The sequence below is a fragment of the Virgibacillus kimchii genome (assembly GCF_055379185.1).
On record NZ_AP043951.1, the window covers coordinates 1,949,265 to 1,965,856 of the forward strand.

15 protein-coding genes are annotated in these 16,592 nt (G+C 36.8%); all 15 read right to left on the reverse strand.

Annotation, left to right across the window (positions count from 1 at the left end; genetic code table 11):
- Positions 1–104 precede the first annotated feature (104 nt).
- A complete protein-coding gene (locus tag ACZ42C_RS09685) occupies positions 105–1,211 on the reverse strand; it encodes an ABC transporter ATP-binding protein (protein ID WP_461181104.1) in 1,107 nt (368 codons plus the stop codon).
- A complete protein-coding gene (locus tag ACZ42C_RS09690; RefSeq protein ID WP_461181103.1) occupies positions 1,198–2,004 on the reverse strand; it encodes an ABC transporter permease in 807 nt (268 codons plus the stop codon). The genes ACZ42C_RS09685 and ACZ42C_RS09690 overlap by 14 nt, the downstream gene beginning before the upstream one ends.
- Position 2,005: 1 nt before the next feature.
- Complete coding sequence (locus ACZ42C_RS09695) at positions 2,006–2,830, reverse strand: ABC transporter permease (protein WP_461181102.1); 825 nt, start codon at positions 2,828–2,830, stop codon at positions 2,006–2,008.
- A gap of 76 nt (positions 2,831–2,906) precedes the next feature.
- Positions 2,907–3,899 (reverse strand): dimethylarginine dimethylaminohydrolase family protein, encoded by a 993-nt coding sequence (locus tag ACZ42C_RS09700; RefSeq protein WP_461181101.1) that lies wholly within the window; start codon positions 3,897–3,899, stop codon positions 2,907–2,909.
- A gap of 18 nt (positions 3,900–3,917) precedes the next feature.
- Positions 3,918–4,988 carry an ABC transporter substrate-binding protein gene (locus ACZ42C_RS09705; RefSeq protein WP_461181100.1) on the reverse strand — a complete coding sequence of 357 codons (1,071 nt, stop codon included), beginning with the start codon at positions 4,986–4,988 and terminating at the stop codon, positions 3,918–3,920.
- Positions 4,989–5,606: 618 nt separating this feature from the next.
- Positions 5,607–6,557, reverse strand: a complete 951-nt coding sequence (locus tag ACZ42C_RS09710) for a D-2-hydroxyacid dehydrogenase (RefSeq protein WP_461181099.1) — start codon at positions 6,555–6,557, stop codon at positions 5,607–5,609.
- A 30-nt stretch (positions 6,558–6,587) separates the two neighbouring features.
- A complete protein-coding gene (locus tag ACZ42C_RS09715) occupies positions 6,588–7,235 on the reverse strand; it encodes a GntR family transcriptional regulator (RefSeq protein WP_461181098.1) in 648 nt (215 codons plus the stop codon).
- 397 nt (positions 7,236–7,632) lie between these two features.
- Positions 7,633–8,103, reverse strand: coding sequence for an IS200/IS605 family transposase (gene tnpA, locus ACZ42C_RS09720; protein WP_461183836.1), 471 nt, complete (start codon positions 8,101–8,103; stop codon positions 7,633–7,635).
- Between the two features lie 193 nt (positions 8,104–8,296).
- Positions 8,297–9,724, reverse strand: a complete 1,428-nt coding sequence (locus ACZ42C_RS09725) for an NAD-dependent succinate-semialdehyde dehydrogenase (RefSeq protein WP_461183301.1) — start codon at positions 9,722–9,724, stop codon at positions 8,297–8,299.
- A gap of 26 nt (positions 9,725–9,750) precedes the next feature.
- Positions 9,751–11,127 (reverse strand): aminotransferase family protein, encoded by a 1,377-nt coding sequence (locus tag ACZ42C_RS09730; RefSeq protein WP_461183300.1) that lies wholly within the window; start codon positions 11,125–11,127, stop codon positions 9,751–9,753.
- A 123-nt stretch (positions 11,128–11,250) separates the two neighbouring features.
- Positions 11,251–11,943: a FadR/GntR family transcriptional regulator gene (locus ACZ42C_RS09735; protein WP_461183299.1), complete on the reverse strand. Its 693-nt coding sequence runs from the start codon at positions 11,941–11,943 to the stop codon at positions 11,251–11,253.
- 82 nt (positions 11,944–12,025) lie between these two features.
- Positions 12,026–12,973, reverse strand: coding sequence for a D-2-hydroxyacid dehydrogenase (locus ACZ42C_RS09740; protein ID WP_461183298.1), 948 nt, complete (start codon positions 12,971–12,973; stop codon positions 12,026–12,028).
- Positions 12,974–13,311: 338 nt separating this feature from the next.
- Complete coding sequence (locus tag ACZ42C_RS09745) at positions 13,312–14,088, reverse strand: enoyl-CoA hydratase/isomerase family protein (protein ID WP_461183297.1); 777 nt, start codon at positions 14,086–14,088, stop codon at positions 13,312–13,314.
- Positions 14,089–14,132: 44 nt separating this feature from the next.
- Positions 14,133–15,134 (reverse strand): NADP-dependent oxidoreductase, encoded by a 1,002-nt coding sequence (locus tag ACZ42C_RS09750; protein ID WP_461183296.1) that lies wholly within the window; start codon positions 15,132–15,134, stop codon positions 14,133–14,135.
- Between the two features lie 27 nt (positions 15,135–15,161).
- On the reverse strand, positions 15,162–16,541 hold the full coding sequence (locus ACZ42C_RS09755) for an MFS transporter (RefSeq protein WP_461183295.1): 1,380 nt from the start codon (positions 16,539–16,541) through the stop codon (positions 15,162–15,164).
- Between the last annotated feature and the right edge of the window lie 51 nt (positions 16,542–16,592).

Below are 16,592 nucleotides of genomic sequence, written 5' to 3' on the forward strand. Positions count from 1 at the left end.
TTCGTTGTTATTTAAAATATAAACCTAAGTTGTTTTCCGTTAAATAAATTCTGACCTTGCCTTTATCAAGGATTGTACTTATTTATCTACAAATACATAAACACTTACTGGTTCAAAACTCTAAGGGCTTCCCATGAAAAACTAACTAGTACTTTTTCACCAGTATTCCACTCTTGTTCATTACTTTTAATAGTAGTTAAGTGCACTGATTCGTCCATTTCTTCTATTTCTACAATATATTTATAGCTATTTCCCAAGTAAACTTTGTTTTTTATCTGACCTTTAAGTGTGACATTTTTATTATTTTTAGTTTCCTCGACCATATCCAGTAGTCTAATATTTTCTGGACGTATAGAAAGGTAAACTCTTCCCTCACTATTGTCGGTAGTAGCCACGGATGGATCTAAATCAATAACTGTACCCTGCAGTAGCTTTACTTTTTGTTTTTCATCCTCATCCTCAAAAATATACCCTTTAATAAAGTTGTTTTGACCAATAAAATCTGCCACGAAATAATCTATTGGGTTTTCATACAATTCCTCAGCATTTCCGAGTTGAACCATTTTAGATCTATTCATTACTGCGATTCTATCAGACATAACAAGTGCTTCCTCTTGATCGTGTGTTACAAAAATAATAGTGACTCCTGTAATACTCTGTATTTTTTTTATTTCAAGTTGAAAGTACTCTCTAAGTTTTTTATCTAATGCTCCTAAGGGTTCATCCATTAATATCAAATCAGGTTTAAACACTAAAGCCCTTGCCAATGCGACTCTCTGTTGCTGCCCTCCACTTAATTCATTTGGCTTTCGATGTCCAAATTCTTGTAATTGCACTAAATTCATTGTTTCATTTACAGCTTCCTCAATTTTTTTCTTGTCCCATTTTCTGATCTTAAGTGGATAAGCTATATTTTGAAAAACATTCATATGAGGAAATAAAGCATAATCTTGAAACACAAACCCCATGTTTCGTTTATGTGAAGGTGTGTTTAATATATTTTTTTCTCTTAGTAATATTTCTCCTTCTGTAGGTTGAACAAACCCTGCAATCATTTGAAGAATTGTGGTTTTACCAGATCCACTAGGCCCTAATAAGGTTATAAACTCTCCTTCATAAATAGATAGGTTAACAGACGTAACAGCTTGAAAATCACCATATGTTTTTGTTGCATTTCTAATTTCTAAAATTGGTGCATTATTTGGCTTCATATTCATCCTCCTTCTTTCTTGTGAAATATTGAATTGTTAAAAGTAATATTATTATGGTAAATATAATTAGTGATGAAACAGCTGATACTGTAGGATCCACCGAATATGTTAAACTTCCCCAGATTTGAGTTGGAAGGGTTGATATTTGTACACCACCTAAAAACATTGGAATTAACAATTCATCAAAAGATAGTAAAAAGCTAAAGAGTGCCCCACTTATAACCCCAGGCAAAATAAGTGGAAGAACTATTTTATAAAACGTTTTAAATCTTGATGCTCCAAGGCTCATTGATGCCTTCTCTAAATTTGGATTAATACCTTGAAGACTGCTCGACACTGTTACTAATACAATAGGAAAAGTGATAATAGTATGACCTATTACAATTGGAAAGACGGAGCCTATCATTTGTAAGTTAACAAAGAAAAAGTAAAGAGCTATAGCCAATACCATTGGCGGTACTACTAAAGGGGTTACCAATAAAATGTAAGAAATATCTTTTCCCCTAAATTTCCCTCTTACTAATGCATAAGCAGCCATTATTCCTAAAACAGTAGTAGAACAAGCAGTTAAAAATCCAATTTGCAAACTATAAACAGTTGCTGTTAGCCATGTTTTAGACTCAAAGTAGTTAAAGTACCAATCTAACGTAAAATCCTGCAAGGGAAATGATAATGAACGACTTGCATTAAATGACATAATAATAATGGTGATAATTGGCAACAAAATAAAAATCAAAATCAAAACTATTAATAAAGTAAATAAGAGTTTTAAGTATTTATTTTCAATTAGCATTTTATTTCCCTCCCCACAATAAGTTTAGAGGTACAATTCTTGAGACAATAATTAACGAAAGGGTGGTAATTAAAACTAAAGATGTTGCCAATGCAGCGGCAAATGGCCAATTTAATAACTCATTAACCTGTAATTCTATAAGCTGAGCAATCATTACTTCACTTCTTCCACCAATTAGGGCAGGAGTAATATAAAAGCCAATTGCCTGAATAAACACTAATAAACTACCAGCTAATATTCCGGGTAAACTTAAAGGGAAATAAACTTTAATAAATGTATAGGGATTAGTGGCTCCTAGACTTTTTGATGCTTTTAAAACATTATCGGGGATATTCGACATCACAGCAAAAATTGGAAGCACCATATATGGCATTAATATATGAATCATTCCTACAATAACAGCACCTTTGTTATACAACATAGATTGAGTAGACAGACCCAAAGAACTGATAATATAATTTAAAACACCATTTTCACCTAAAACCCCCATCCAGCCATAGCTCCGAATAATAATCCCTAAAAACATTGAAATAGCAACTATACCGAATAATAAAAGTTTCTTTTTAGAGTATGTAATATAATAGGCTAAAGGATAACCAATCAATAAGGAAAAAATTGTAACTAATGCCGCAATCTGTAAGCTTCTAAAAAAAACATTGTAATATAAATTAGTTTGAAAAATGTTTAAATACTCTTTAAACGTAAAACCACCGTCCCAAAAACTCATTGTTAACATATTCATAAGTGGGTAAATATAAAAAACAATCATAAATAGAAAAACTGGAATGATAAGTAAAAACTCAACTGAAAACTTTTTTTTCAACATACTGTAAGCTCCCCTCTAGTTACGTATTCTGAGGGTTCACCACTGTTTTACTTACAATGGTGAACCTTCAGATATCCTATATAACGCTATCTCGAATAATGGGGTTTGTCGTACAATGAATTCCCCCTCCATTTTTTTGAACTTCTGAGTAATCCAATGGTATAACTTCAATTCCTGCTTTGATCATATTTTCAATAGAGTTGCTCGCTTCTTTCGCAACTACCACTTTTCCAGGCTTAATAGCCAAACAGTTCACTGCCCACTTTTCATTAGGTTCAATATCAATTCCTTTAATCCCAAGTTCATCAAGCATTTCTAAAAACCAGTAAGGTAATTTTTCTTTTATAATGACTGCTTTATCAATATCAACCATCGTAAAAGCACTGTCTGTGTGCAATGAGTGACCAACCAAAGGAATTGTAACTAAATCAATGTTTTGTGTTGAAAGAATAGATTCCAACTGACTAATAGCTTCCCTATTACCTCTTTTTGAATGACCTGCGAAAGCTAAATTAGGAGTTAAAAAACCAAAGCTCCCCCCCTCGAACACCCCTTTTCCAATAATACTGCCATTGATAGGCATACCGATATCAGCCAATGTTCTTGTTACAAATTTTTCCTCTCCTTGTCTCATTGCTGGGGCCATTCGATTCAAAATAGCACCACCAGGTGTCACCGAGATTACATCACGAACATTGACAGCCTTACTAAAATTACTTTCTTCATTATCGTAATCTACATAAATAACCTCTGCCCCCTCATCCTTTAAGATTTGAGCAAGTTGATCATGTTGTGCTTGCATGAGCTCTATATCTGGAAGAGATTTATCAGGGGAAATCCAATATCCCTTTTTATCTTTGTTTACCCAAGAACCATAATCTTCTTCAAACACACAATTTTCATTATTAATATTCTCTATAATCTCTTTTCCCGGTCGCTTCATCAAAACCTTTTTGATTTGACCTACATCATTATTTAATCCCCATACATTTCCCCAAGTCTTTTTTTGGTATGCTTCATCATCAGTCGGAACAATATTAGCGTCAAATAATTCATGTACTAGTTTCATAAAATATCCTCCTTGGTATTAGTCTAGTTCTAGTTTCCATTCTTCCCACCATTCAGCATAGTCATTATAAACGGCTCCCCAAGAACCATCATTATTATATTCCATCATTTGTTCAATGTTTTCTGGGTATGTTACTAAATTCTCCTTGATATCTTCATCAACATAATCTAATGCCTCAGTATGCACAGGGCCGTAAGGTAGGATATTTGATAAAGCAGCTTGTCTTTCAGGATTAGAGATGAACTCAAAAAACTGGATAACTGCATCGCTCATCTGTCCTTTAGGTACAACCCAGTAGTCCATTGCATAGATTCCATCATTCCATTGAATTTCCACAGGTACACCATCTTGTATTAAAGAAGCAGCTTGAACCGTAAATACATTCCCCATAATAGCTTCTTCATCAGCTAACGCTTGAACACCCTCTGCACCGGCATTCCAAAAAGTACTGATCTCTGGTTCAATCTCACTAATTTTATCTAGTGCCCTTTGAGCTTTTGCTTCATCAATAGGATAAATATTCTCTTCATCTTCACCCATAGCCATTAATGCAACTTCCATATTTGAATGGGCTTGGTCTGGCATAGTTCTTGGACCCGGGAATTGTTCTGTATCCCAAAAATCACCCCAATTTTGCGGAGGATCATCGAATCTATCAGATCTATATGTTAATGCCCAACCCCAATAATAAGCACCGATTCCATGCTCCATCATTGAATTTTCAGGCATTCCTTCTAATAGGCTTTGATCCATTTCCTCATACGGAATTGGTTCCAAATAATCTCCATCATTAATTAGTGTATCTATATTTGGTGTATCAAAAAGAACGATGTCCCATTCTACGTTTCCACTGTCTACTTGCGCTTTAATCTGTGATGCTGAAGGAGGTGTTACAACATTTATTTCAATTCCTGTTTCTTCTGAAAACGGTTCAAACCAAGCTTCTGTTTGGGCCTCAGTACCTGCTCCTCCCCAGCTTACTATTACTAATTCATCATTTTCATCTGCACCAGCATTTTCATCACCACATGCTGCTGTAAATATAAGAAGAAGACTGAATACCGCTATTAACAATATCTTAACTCTCACACTTCATCCCTCCATGTTTTAATAGTTTATATAGTGCTAAATATTACTGTCTTATAGGATAATAAGCATCCCCCCCCTTTAGATAAAATGTTCTAGTTAATCATCATATCTTCTGAAACAACCTATCAAATTAATTCTCCTAAATAACCTCTTTGAATTACCATTAACCTTTGCAGTTAACAACTTATGATCTTTTTATCTATTAATGGCTTAGATTTAATCTTTTCCACTCTCGAATACCAATCTTACTTTAATTAGCAAAATCGACAGCTAGTACATCAATGAAGGATATTTTTCAATATAAAATTAAGTTTCGCTATATTGGAAATTTAATAAATTTAATTTCCGTGTACTTTTCATCAAAATGTACAGATTATTACATGTTTTCAGACATAACTTTAAATTAATTGTTAATAATTGTTATGATGACGCTTTCATTTCTAACGTTTTTCAAAGTATTATTAACTCCTATTCATTGATACAAGTAATTGATTTTATATACTACCCGATTTTCAACCGAATATATAATCACTAGTGAATGCATCTGTTTGTTTTTCACTCAATTCATAATTATAAGGATAGAAATTACAGTCTTTCTAATCATGCAAATACATTTTTTTAGTAATAACGATTTAAATCAACTCTATTAATGAGTTTCTTTATTGCTCCTCCTCTATAAGCTATAAGGTTTTCTTTAAATATTTTAATACATCGATCTATGTATTTATCCGATTCAGAAGATACGTGTGGTGTGATTAAGACGTTTTCTAGCCCCCAAAAGGGATGCTCTTCAGGTAAAGGTTCTTTTTGAAAAACGTCTAAAACGGCTCCCCGGATTTTCTCTTCTTTTAAAATTTTATATAAGTACTTTTCATCAATTATTTCTCCTCTGCCTATGTTTATAAGAACAGCTGATTTATTTATTTTTTGTAAAACTCTCTCTGAAAAAATCCCTTTTGTAGTTGGTGTCAAGGGTAAGACAATCACAATATATGAATAGTTTCCAATATGAGTAAATGATTCACTTAGTGTAAACACTTGACTAAATGGTGGATGAGTTTGCCCTTTTGTGTTTACTCCATCTACATGCATCCCCATCAGATTTGCCTTTTTAGCGATTTCTTTGCCTATAGCTCCAGTACCAAAAATCAATACTTTTTTTCCATATAACTCACCGACAGTCTTTTGCTTCCAAACTGCATTCTTCTGCATTTTCAAAAAATAAGTGAAGTTTTTCTCAAAATAAAGCATTGTCCCGATTACATATTCAGACATCGGAATTGAATGAATTCCTTTAGCATTTGTAATAATAATTTCTTTCTTTTTTAATGTACTAAAAGGCAGTTCCTCAATTCCTGCACTTAATAGTTGAACCCATTTAAGTCTGGGGAAATTCATAATTTCCGATTTATTTAAATCATTACCGTACGTTAATAATATTTCTATATTTTGTTTGGCTTTATAGTCAATCTCACGGATATTTGAAAAAATATGAATATCTTCATTACATACCTTTTTAACCTCTTTTACATGACTATCTAAAATATTTTTTGTTGTACTTGCAATCAAACAATCACCTCTTATTAATATAAAAGTAAATTAATCAATAATACCCTTGGTCACTATTTGGACGTGTTTTTCCATCATTTTTTTTGCTCCATTACCATCATTAATTTCGAATTTTTCAACAATCTTGTAATGTTCTTCGATAGCAGCCTCAGCTCTTACATGGAGAGTATTAGATAATATAAGAAATCTTTGAATTTGACTGTTCAAGTTAACAATAAACTCTTTCAATTTTCTATTACTAGCATACTCTGCTATTTTTGTGTGGAATTGGTAATCAAGGTCTAAAAATAAATTAAAATCTTTCAAATTAATAGCTTGTGATTGTTGAAAACATATGCTTCTTAAAAATTCAACTTGCTTTGGAGTAGCTAAAGACACTGCAAGTTCAGTTGCTGCAGGTTCCAACAATTCACGAATCAATTGATAATCCTTTACGTCTTTTTTAGAGATACTACTTACTTTAGCGCGTTTTCCAGGTTGTATTTCTACTAGACCCTCAAAAGCTAGTTTATCTAAAGCTTTACGTATTGGTGTACGACTTATGCCTAATTCACTAGCAATTTTTTCTTCTACTAATGTTTCTTTTGGCTTTATAACATTATTAATTATTGCATGTTTGATAATACGATATCCTTGTTCCGCCAATGTTTCTTTTTGAATTGCCTTATCTAAGTTCAACTTTTTCACTCCCTTCATTTTGAGTATTCAATATTCAGTATCCCTTATTTAGAATACAGTATACAATTTGATTTTAGAATTGTCAATAAAAATTTTATTTTTTGATTTTCACTTTTTAAAATTATTCGTTGTTGCAGTTGTTATTAACCTATATGTTCTTAGTAAGCTTAAACAAGTCATTAAACATCTTAATTATTTATTCCTAATGTTAAATGAGTTGATTATTCTTGTTCGCTAATCTTTTGGATGTGTAATCTTTATAAATATCAAAACCACCAGTGTGAACTGGTGGTTTGCTCTGCGGCTGAAAGCCTATGTTACCGGCCTCGGCCTAAAAGGCCCACTGAATGGGTTTCCCTTTTGCACCACACTTACTCACTGATTCTTAAAGAATCTCTTATTTCTTTTTATTTTTCTTACCGGTGAACGGATCAAATTCTTCAAATAATGTTAATTGATCGCTCATGTAATCCTCCCTAAGCTGATTTCGTATATACTCTTGAATTTGATTTTTATTTCTTCCCACCGTATCCACAAAGAATCCTCGACACCAGAATTTTCGATTACCATATCTATACTTTAAATTCGCATGACGGTCAAAGATCATTAAACTACTTTTACCTTTTAAGTATCCCATGAATTGAGACACACTCAATTTTGGTGGTATACTAACTAACATATGAATGTGGTCTTTGCATGCATTTGCTTCGTGTATTTCAACGCCTTTTCTTTCGCAGAGTTCTCTGATTATTTCTCCTATACTTCTTTTATATTTTCCATATATGATTTGTCTTCTATATTTTGGTGCAAAAACTATATGGTACTTACATCTCCACTGCGTGTGTGCTAAACTATTCTTGTCCTTCATTGGACGTGCCTCCTTCTATGGTGAGATTTTGGTGGTCGGGAAACCTACCTAATCTTACCATGAAGCGAGGCTTTTTTTGACCCCACGCTAGAAGCTCTCTGGAACCCCCGGCATAGCCGGGGGTTTTCAAAGATCATAAAAAAAATACTGACTTCCCTTAGGAAAGCCAGTAATCAAAAATGTATATACCTCATTATTTTACCTTAAACCTCACCGATACCATCTTCTCTTCCAAATATTCATTCAGCCCGTGATGTCCGCCTTCTCTTCCCATGCCACTTTCCTTCACTCCGCCAAATGGTACCTGGACCGTAAATGGCAGTGTGTCATTCACGCCAACCATGCCGTATTCCATGGCTTCAGTTATACGAATAATCCGTGACATGTCATTCGTGTAGGCATAAGAAGCCAAACCGTAGTTTTCATGATTTACCTTCTCCAGCAGCTCCTCCTCTGAATCGAAGGTGATAATCGGTGCTACTGGGCCAAAGGTTTCCTCTTCATAGATCTGCATGTCTTCAGAGATGCCGCCAAGAACAGTAGGCATGAAGAAGTTTCCATGATCATACCCTTCCCCTGTTAACCGCTCGCCGCCTGCCAGGACCTTCGCACCTTTCTTTTTGGCATCTTCCACTTGGGAAGACACTTTTTCTATCGCCTGTACATCCACTAAAGGACCAACGGTATTATTTTCATCAAATCCATTGCCCGCCTTCAACGCTGATACCCGTTCAGCCAGTTTTTTTGAAAAAGTCTCTTCAATGGAAGACTGGACATAAACTCTGTTTGTGGATGTACACATTTGACCGGAACAACGGAATTTTGTGCGCAGCAGTCCGTCAATGGCGTCATCTATATCTGCATCATCAAACACGATAAATGGAGCATGGCCTCCCAGTTCCATGGAGACGCGTTTAACTGTTTTTGCTGAACCTTCAATCAGTTTCTTCCCAACATTGGTGGAGCCGGTAAAGGTGATTTTCCGTACCTTGGAGCTGTTCATAAATGTTTCTGAAACAGCCGATGCCTTTGCAATAACCAGATTCAGCACACCTGCCGGCAGCCCGGCCTCCTCAAAGATTTTAAACAGTTCGATTGCACATTGCGGTGTCTGGGAAGCCGGTTTTACGACTACCGTACATCCTACTGCCAGGGCTGGACCAAGCTTTCTGGCCAGCATGGAGATCGGAAAATTCCATGGCGTAATCGCCCCGACTACGCCTACTGGCTGTTTGATGACCATCAGCCGCTTTTCCATGCTGCTTGACGGGATCGTTTCTCCGTACACTCTTTTTGCTTCCTCGCTGTACCAGCGAAAGTAATCGATGGACTGCTGCACTTCTCCGAGAGAATCCCCGATCGGTTTTCCCATTTCACGGGTGATCATCGCAGCCAATTCTTCTTTTTTTTCTGTCATTTTCTCGGCAATTTTAATTAAATAATTGGAACGTTCCTGCGCAGTTTTTTTGGACCATGCCGGAAAACTTTCATCTGCTGCATCGATCGCCTGCTGTACATGCGTGTCATCTCCAAGGGGTACCTCAAAGACAATCTCATGAGTTGCCGGGCTTTTTACTTTTAAAGTATTGTCTGTTGATATCCATTTTCCATTAATATACAAGTCTATCTCTCTCCTTCTGCTGTCTATTAATTTAAAGTAGCTTCGACTGCGGAAACAGCCTCATCGAAAATCGAGATGATTTCTTCTATCTCTTCTTTATTTATTGTTAAAGGTGGTGCGATGGCGATAATATCCGTTCCTTCATAGGTGACAGGACGTACAATCAACTTCCTTTTCAGGCATTCCTGAACTACCTTGGCTGCAACTCCTTCCGAGGCATCGAAACGAATGTTTTTCTCCACATCTGCCAGCAGTTCAAATGCACCCAGCAGCCCAACGTTTCTCACTCTACCGACAGACCAATGTTTGTCTTCCAGCATTTTTAACCCTTTTGTCAGCTCTCCACCCATTTTTGCAGCATTTTCTACGACATTTTCCTGTTCAATCAGTTCGATATTTTTAAGTGCCACAGCACACCCAACAGGATGACCGCTGTAGGTAAATCCATGGAAAAGTGTCCCTTCCGAGTATTTAATAAGTTCTTCATGAATATGGTCATTGATCATCACTGCGCCCAACGGGACATAGCCGCTTGAAATTCCTTTTGCCAGTGTCATGACATCCGGCTCGACATCCCAATGAGCGAGACCAAACATTTTACCGGTTCTTCCAAACCCGGTAATTACTTCATCTGCAATGAAAATTACACCGTATTCATCACATATGTTGCGGATTTCCTGAAAATATTCTTTTGGCGGTATAATAATCCCGCCGGCTCCCTGAATCGGTTCGGCCATAAAGGCAGCAACGGTTTCCGGTTCCTCTGCTTCAATCATATTGCGCACTTCCCGGGCAGCCTTCATCAAATCATCTTCGCTATATGTTCCCTCAACAATATAAGGTGTCGGCGCGTACAGAAAATCCGGGGCCAACGAAGTCGTCATGGCATGGAATTCCGGAATACCGGTTGCACTGGTGGAGCCCATGGATACTCCATGGTACCCTCTTTTTCGTGTGATAACTTTCTTTCGTTCCGGAAAGCCTTTCACCTTCCAGTAGTGACGGATCAGTTTAATGGCAGAGTCATTTGCCTCTGAACCGCCGGAGGTAAAAAAGCTGACATTTAAACTCTCCGGTGCGAGATCTGCCAATTTTTTTGACAGCCGAATTGCCGGTTCATGCGAGAACCCGGAGAATGTAGAGCTGAATGCCAACTTACTCATTTGTTCGCTTGCAGCATCGGACAGCTCTTTTCTGCCATGGCCAATATTCACGTTCCATAATGAAGACATTCCGTCAATATACGTGTCACCATCCATGTCCTTCAAGTACACGCCCTCACCTTGCGTAAAAACGAGAGGTGCACCACTTTTCTGCTGTGCCTGAATGGATGAAGTTGGATGTAAAAAGTGCTTTTTATCCAAATCTACCAATTCGGCTTTATTATTCATTGTTTTTTCCATTTTGATCTCTCCATTTCCTAATTTTTTCATTCAAGAACTGTAAGTGTTTCATCCTATATTATCTAAATTATTTGCTAACTCTCTCATGAAAGGGTTTACATAAGTGGATTAAAAATATGAGATTTAAATTAAATTTAATTCCTTTAACAAAGCAATGTCATTTCTGATAACATGCATATGAGCCTTCATAAATTCTTCTCCCTTTTGTACATCTTTTTGCTCAATTGCTTCAATTAATTGAAGATGTTGCTTTTGAGCAATTTCCATAGTTTCAGGAGTCATCTTTGTTAAGGTAAACAAAACTTCATTTGTCATTTCAATAAAAGAATTTAATAAAATGCTGAATAGCGTGTTCCCTGTTGACTTTGCAAGTGTATCATGGAATTGAATATCATATTTTACAAAGAGGTTTACATCTTCTTTGTACTTTTCCATTGATTTATAAAGCTTATAGAGTTCTTTAATGTCGTTGGAATTTGCTGCTTTGATAGCCTTGCCAATGATAGATAACTCCAATTCCTCTCGTGCTTCCAATACATCCTCAATGGTAGTATCATAGTTCTGCATAATTCTTTCTATTGTTGAAGTAATCATTAATGGATCAGGTTTCGTAATAAAAGCTCCTCTTCCGGGATGGACTGTAACCAAGCCTTTTTCTCTAAGGATATTAATACCTTCTCGTACAACATTTCTGCTAACTTGAAACTGGGCCGCCAACATGCGTTCAGATGGTAATTTATCTCCCTCCCTCAGTTTGTTTTTCATAATTTTTTCTTCAACAAAATTTACAATATCTGTATGTAAATAGTTGTTCAATTTGTGTTTCACCTGCTTTAGTGCCGTTATTAGGGTTCTAGAATTGGCTAAATTCTATTTGATCCTTAATATAATAGTTTGTTTAATAGCCTCTATTTAAGTCAATTTCATTATCCAAAGGCATGTTGGTTAAATAATTATCAGCATTTATTCTGAATTTATCAATACAACGATCCAAGAACTTCACTGTTTTGGCAGCCACATGTGGAGTGATGAGCACATTTTCCAGGTCCCATAATGGGCTGTCTTCCGGCAGTGGTTCCTCATGAAAAACATCTAGAGCAGCACCTCTTATTTCGTTTGTTTTCATCGCTTTAATGAATGCCCTTTCATTTATTAGCGGCCCTCTTCCTATGTTGATTAAACACGCGTCATTTTTCATAATAGTTAATTCTTCTTCACCAATTAAATTTTCTGTTTGTTTTGTTAAGGGCAGAATCAATATTACAAAGTCACACTGTTGCAGAAGATCCAACTTTTTATCAGGAGTATACATTTTATGGAAATGTGGCTTTAATTTTCCACTTGTATTCATTCCATATACCTTCATCCCGAGAAACTCCAACCTTCTGGCAATTTCCTGGCCGATCCTTCCTGCACCTAGTATTCCTGCTACTTTTCCATGTGCTTCTCCAACAAGTTCTTCACGATCCCAAAGATGCTTACGTTGATTTCCCAAGTATTTTTGAAAATCCCTGGCAAAAAATAGAATCATACTAATGGTATATTCAGACATGGGTATGGCATGAATACCGACCATATTAGTAAGTATAATGTTTCGTTTCCTAAGTTCTTCAAGTGGAAAGCGTTCCACTCCTGATTGAAAAGCTTGAATCCATTTTAAATTGGAACACCTATCAAGAAATGCTTTGTTAACCTGGTGACCGTAAGATATAAGGATTTCAACCTGGTCCCAGTCACAGGCATGTTCATCATTTAAATCTTCTATAACCTCCACTTTCCCGCTATAAATCCTGGTTAGTTTATCTATTTGTTCGCTCGTAAACTCAGTAATGTTCGTTATAAGCATGTAGTTTTATGAACCCCTCCTTCATGACAACTTCCCATCTGGTTCAACTGGTCCTACCAGTTATACCAAATATAATAGCAGAGTGAATTTACTATTGCAAGATAAATTTTATCTTTTTCGACTTTTTTCTACATTGGTAACATTAAATTTGTAAGCGCTGTTATTATATGTTAAATATTTTTAACTAAAATGAAAGTTGAATACATGGGATTACTATTTGGTATAACAAACGTTATAAAAAGAGCCTGCAATACCAATATCACATTATGGTTTTACAAGCTTTTTCAAGATTTATATTTTGAGTTTTATATCTCTTCTTGCTGTTCAGATTATAAAGTTTATTCTCCTTTAAAGTCCGGAGCTCTCTTTTCCAAAAATGCCTGAATGCCTTCCTTTGTATCATGTGTGTGGAACATTAATGACTGAATAATATTTTCCTGCGTCATACTGGATGATTGGGTAAACTCATTCGCATGGTTTACCAAATATTTCACAAATTTATTGGCGATCGGGGGACCTTCCACAATAAATTGTGCAAACTCCGTTGCCACATTCACTGCATTACCTTCTGATAACCGGCTGATTATTCCTTTTTCGTGCAACTCCACAGCTGATATTGGCTTTGCAGAAGATATCCATTCCTTTGCACGGGCAGGCGGAACTCTTTCCGAAAGAAGCTTAGTTAAACCTAAGTCGGGCACCAATCCTATATTCCCAAAGCTTGAAATAAATTTTGTGGACCGGTCCGCAATAATGAAATCCGATGCAAGCGCCAGGCTGAACCCAGCTCCGGCAGCATGGCCGTGGACCGCACTTATTACATATTTGTCAAGGTCTGTAATAGTTTTAGTAATTTCCGCAGCTTCTTTCATTCTTAACATGATGGCAGAAGGATTTCCCCCTGGCTTCATAGTGTCAATGTCTCCCCCGGCACAAAAAGACTTTCCCTCACCGGATAAAATTACCGCTTTTACTTCTTCATCTTTTTCTGCTTCCTTTAACGCCTCTACTAACCCGTGTTTAAGTTCACTGGAAAGTGCATTCCTTTTTTCCGGCCGATTCATCTTCAAATAGGCTATCCCATTTTCTATATCAACTTGCAATTCTTTAGACATCTAAACACCTCTTTCATTATTACTACATTTATAGAATGACACGCTTATAGTTTAATAAGCTGCTTCCCAACATTTTCTCCCAGAAATAACCCAATAAAAGCTTGTGGGGCATTCTCCAATCCTTCAATTATATTTTCCCTGTACTTTAATGTGCCATCGTTAATCCAATTTCCCAGTTGCGTATAGCCTTCTTCAAATCGATCAGCATAATCTCTGACAATAAATCCTTTCATTAATGCGCTGCGGTGAATTAATTGCCCCTGGATCCTCGGGCCCAGTGCAGGCTTCTCCAAATTATAAGTGGAAATTTGACCGCAAAGTACGATCCTCGAATGGAAGTTAATGAACTCTATTACTGCATCTGAAATTTCCCCTCCTACATTATCAAAATATATATCTACGCCGTTTGGACAAGTTGTTTTCAACGCGTCCCTGACATTCTCCGTTTTATAGTTGATTGTTGCGTCAAAACCAAGATCGTTTTTCAAGTAATCTGTTTTTTCTGCAGAACCCGCTATTCCAACTAGCCGGCACCCTTTCATCTTTGCTAATTGTCCTGAAACAGAACCTACAGCACCTGCAGCTCCTGACACGACGACTGTCTCACCAGTTTTTGGCCTGCCTATATCCAGCATCCCAAAGTAGGCAGTCAGTCCCGGCATTCCGGCTGCTCCAAGTGCTGTTGAAATTGGTGCCAGGTCAGGATTCACCCTTCTGATATTCTCTCCGTTAGAAATGGAAAAATCAGCCCAGTCCAGCCGGCCTTCTACTATTTCCCCTTCTTTAAATGAAGCATTTCTGGATTCTGCTACTTCACCGACTACTCCGCCGGTTAACACCTCATGTAATCGGTAAGGCTCCACATAAGTTTTAACCCCGCGCATTCTCCCCCGCATATAAGGATCTACAGATAAATAGATAGATCTTATTAACACTTCCCCTTCCTTAACCGGAGGCAAATCACTGGTGATCATCTTGAAGTTCTCGGTTCCGGGCATGCCTTTGGGTCTGCTTGCTAATAGAAATTTACGGTTTGATATTGTCAATGTTACGCCTCCTCAGGTTACTTTAATTTATTCCAACTTCTCCACCAAACACTTATCACTGCCACTTCGATTGTATTTTTTAAAAATAAAAGCAGAGATACAGGTTAATACACCCAGCATGATATACACAGTCATATACATGAATTCAGATGAAAGGCCTGCCTCTATAGCTAAAATGGTTCCGGAAACGGTTACTCCAAATGCTCCGCCAAAAAATTGAGTTAACTGTGCAATACCCACTCCTGTTGCTACTTCATTCGGTTGTAATATGCTTGCTATTTCATTGCGGATACTTGTTGAAAGTGCTGTAAACCCGGGACTCATAAATAAGTAGGCCAAAAGCATAAAAACCGGTGAAACCGCTGATAAAAAAATAAACATAATAATGGAAATCAAAAAAAGCAGCTGAGACATAACAATTACGTTCCCGTTTCCAAGCTTTTCTATAATCTTTCCTATGGTGTTTGCTGCTAAAGCTGAACCAATGGCACCCGGCAATAATAACAAACCAATTTCCAGGGACCCACTTTGAAATAAATCGCTTAATAACAAAGGTAAAATAAATAAAGCGGCAAAATATACAAAATAGCCAATAAAACTGACATATAATAGATGTGTATAACGTTTCTTTTTTAATAGATTTGTATTAATAAACGGATGCTTCACTTGAAGAAAATGTTTTCTTGTGAATATCCCAAGAATAAAGACAGGAACAATATATAAAACATGAAAGGTAGTAAAAAAAAGCATCAAACATACTGCACTCAATATAGTAAGCATACATCCTAAAGCGTCAAATTTCATGGGTCTTTGCTGCTCTCTGGGCACCAAAAGGATAAAAAAAGGGATGAAAAGTAAGACAGACGCTGTAACTAAAAACAATGCATTCCATCCCACATATTGATCAATAACACCACCAATAACAGGGCCCAGACCCAGGCCGCTTACCGCTGAGGAAGAGATTAATGCCAGCGCTCTTCCCCGTCTTGCAGATGGTATGTAGCGGGCGGCCACAACTACAGCAAGACTGACAATCGAACCTGCTCCTGCAGCTTGAATCAGACGCGTGATTAAAGTAAAAATATAGTGGTCTGAAAAATAGCCGATAAAGGATCCTGCGCCCAATAAGAGAATACCTGTAATGATTAATTTCAACGCAGGGATCGATTCACTCAACCTGCTGAATGTCAGGGTAGAAATGGCCAAAACTATGGAATAGCCCGAAATAATCCATGAAGCCAATGAAATACTGATGGATAAATCAGACTGAACACTCGGAATGGCAATATTAAACATCGTTGAATTCATAGTGGAAAAAAATACGGCACAGCTCCATACAAATATTAGATTTTGTTCTGCAGCTATTTTTTTATCGGCTTCTGCTTCTCCCTTCACATTTGTAAACATACGAACAGTTTTACTCCTCCATATCATGCCGGGGCGTTGAAAAGGCATCAC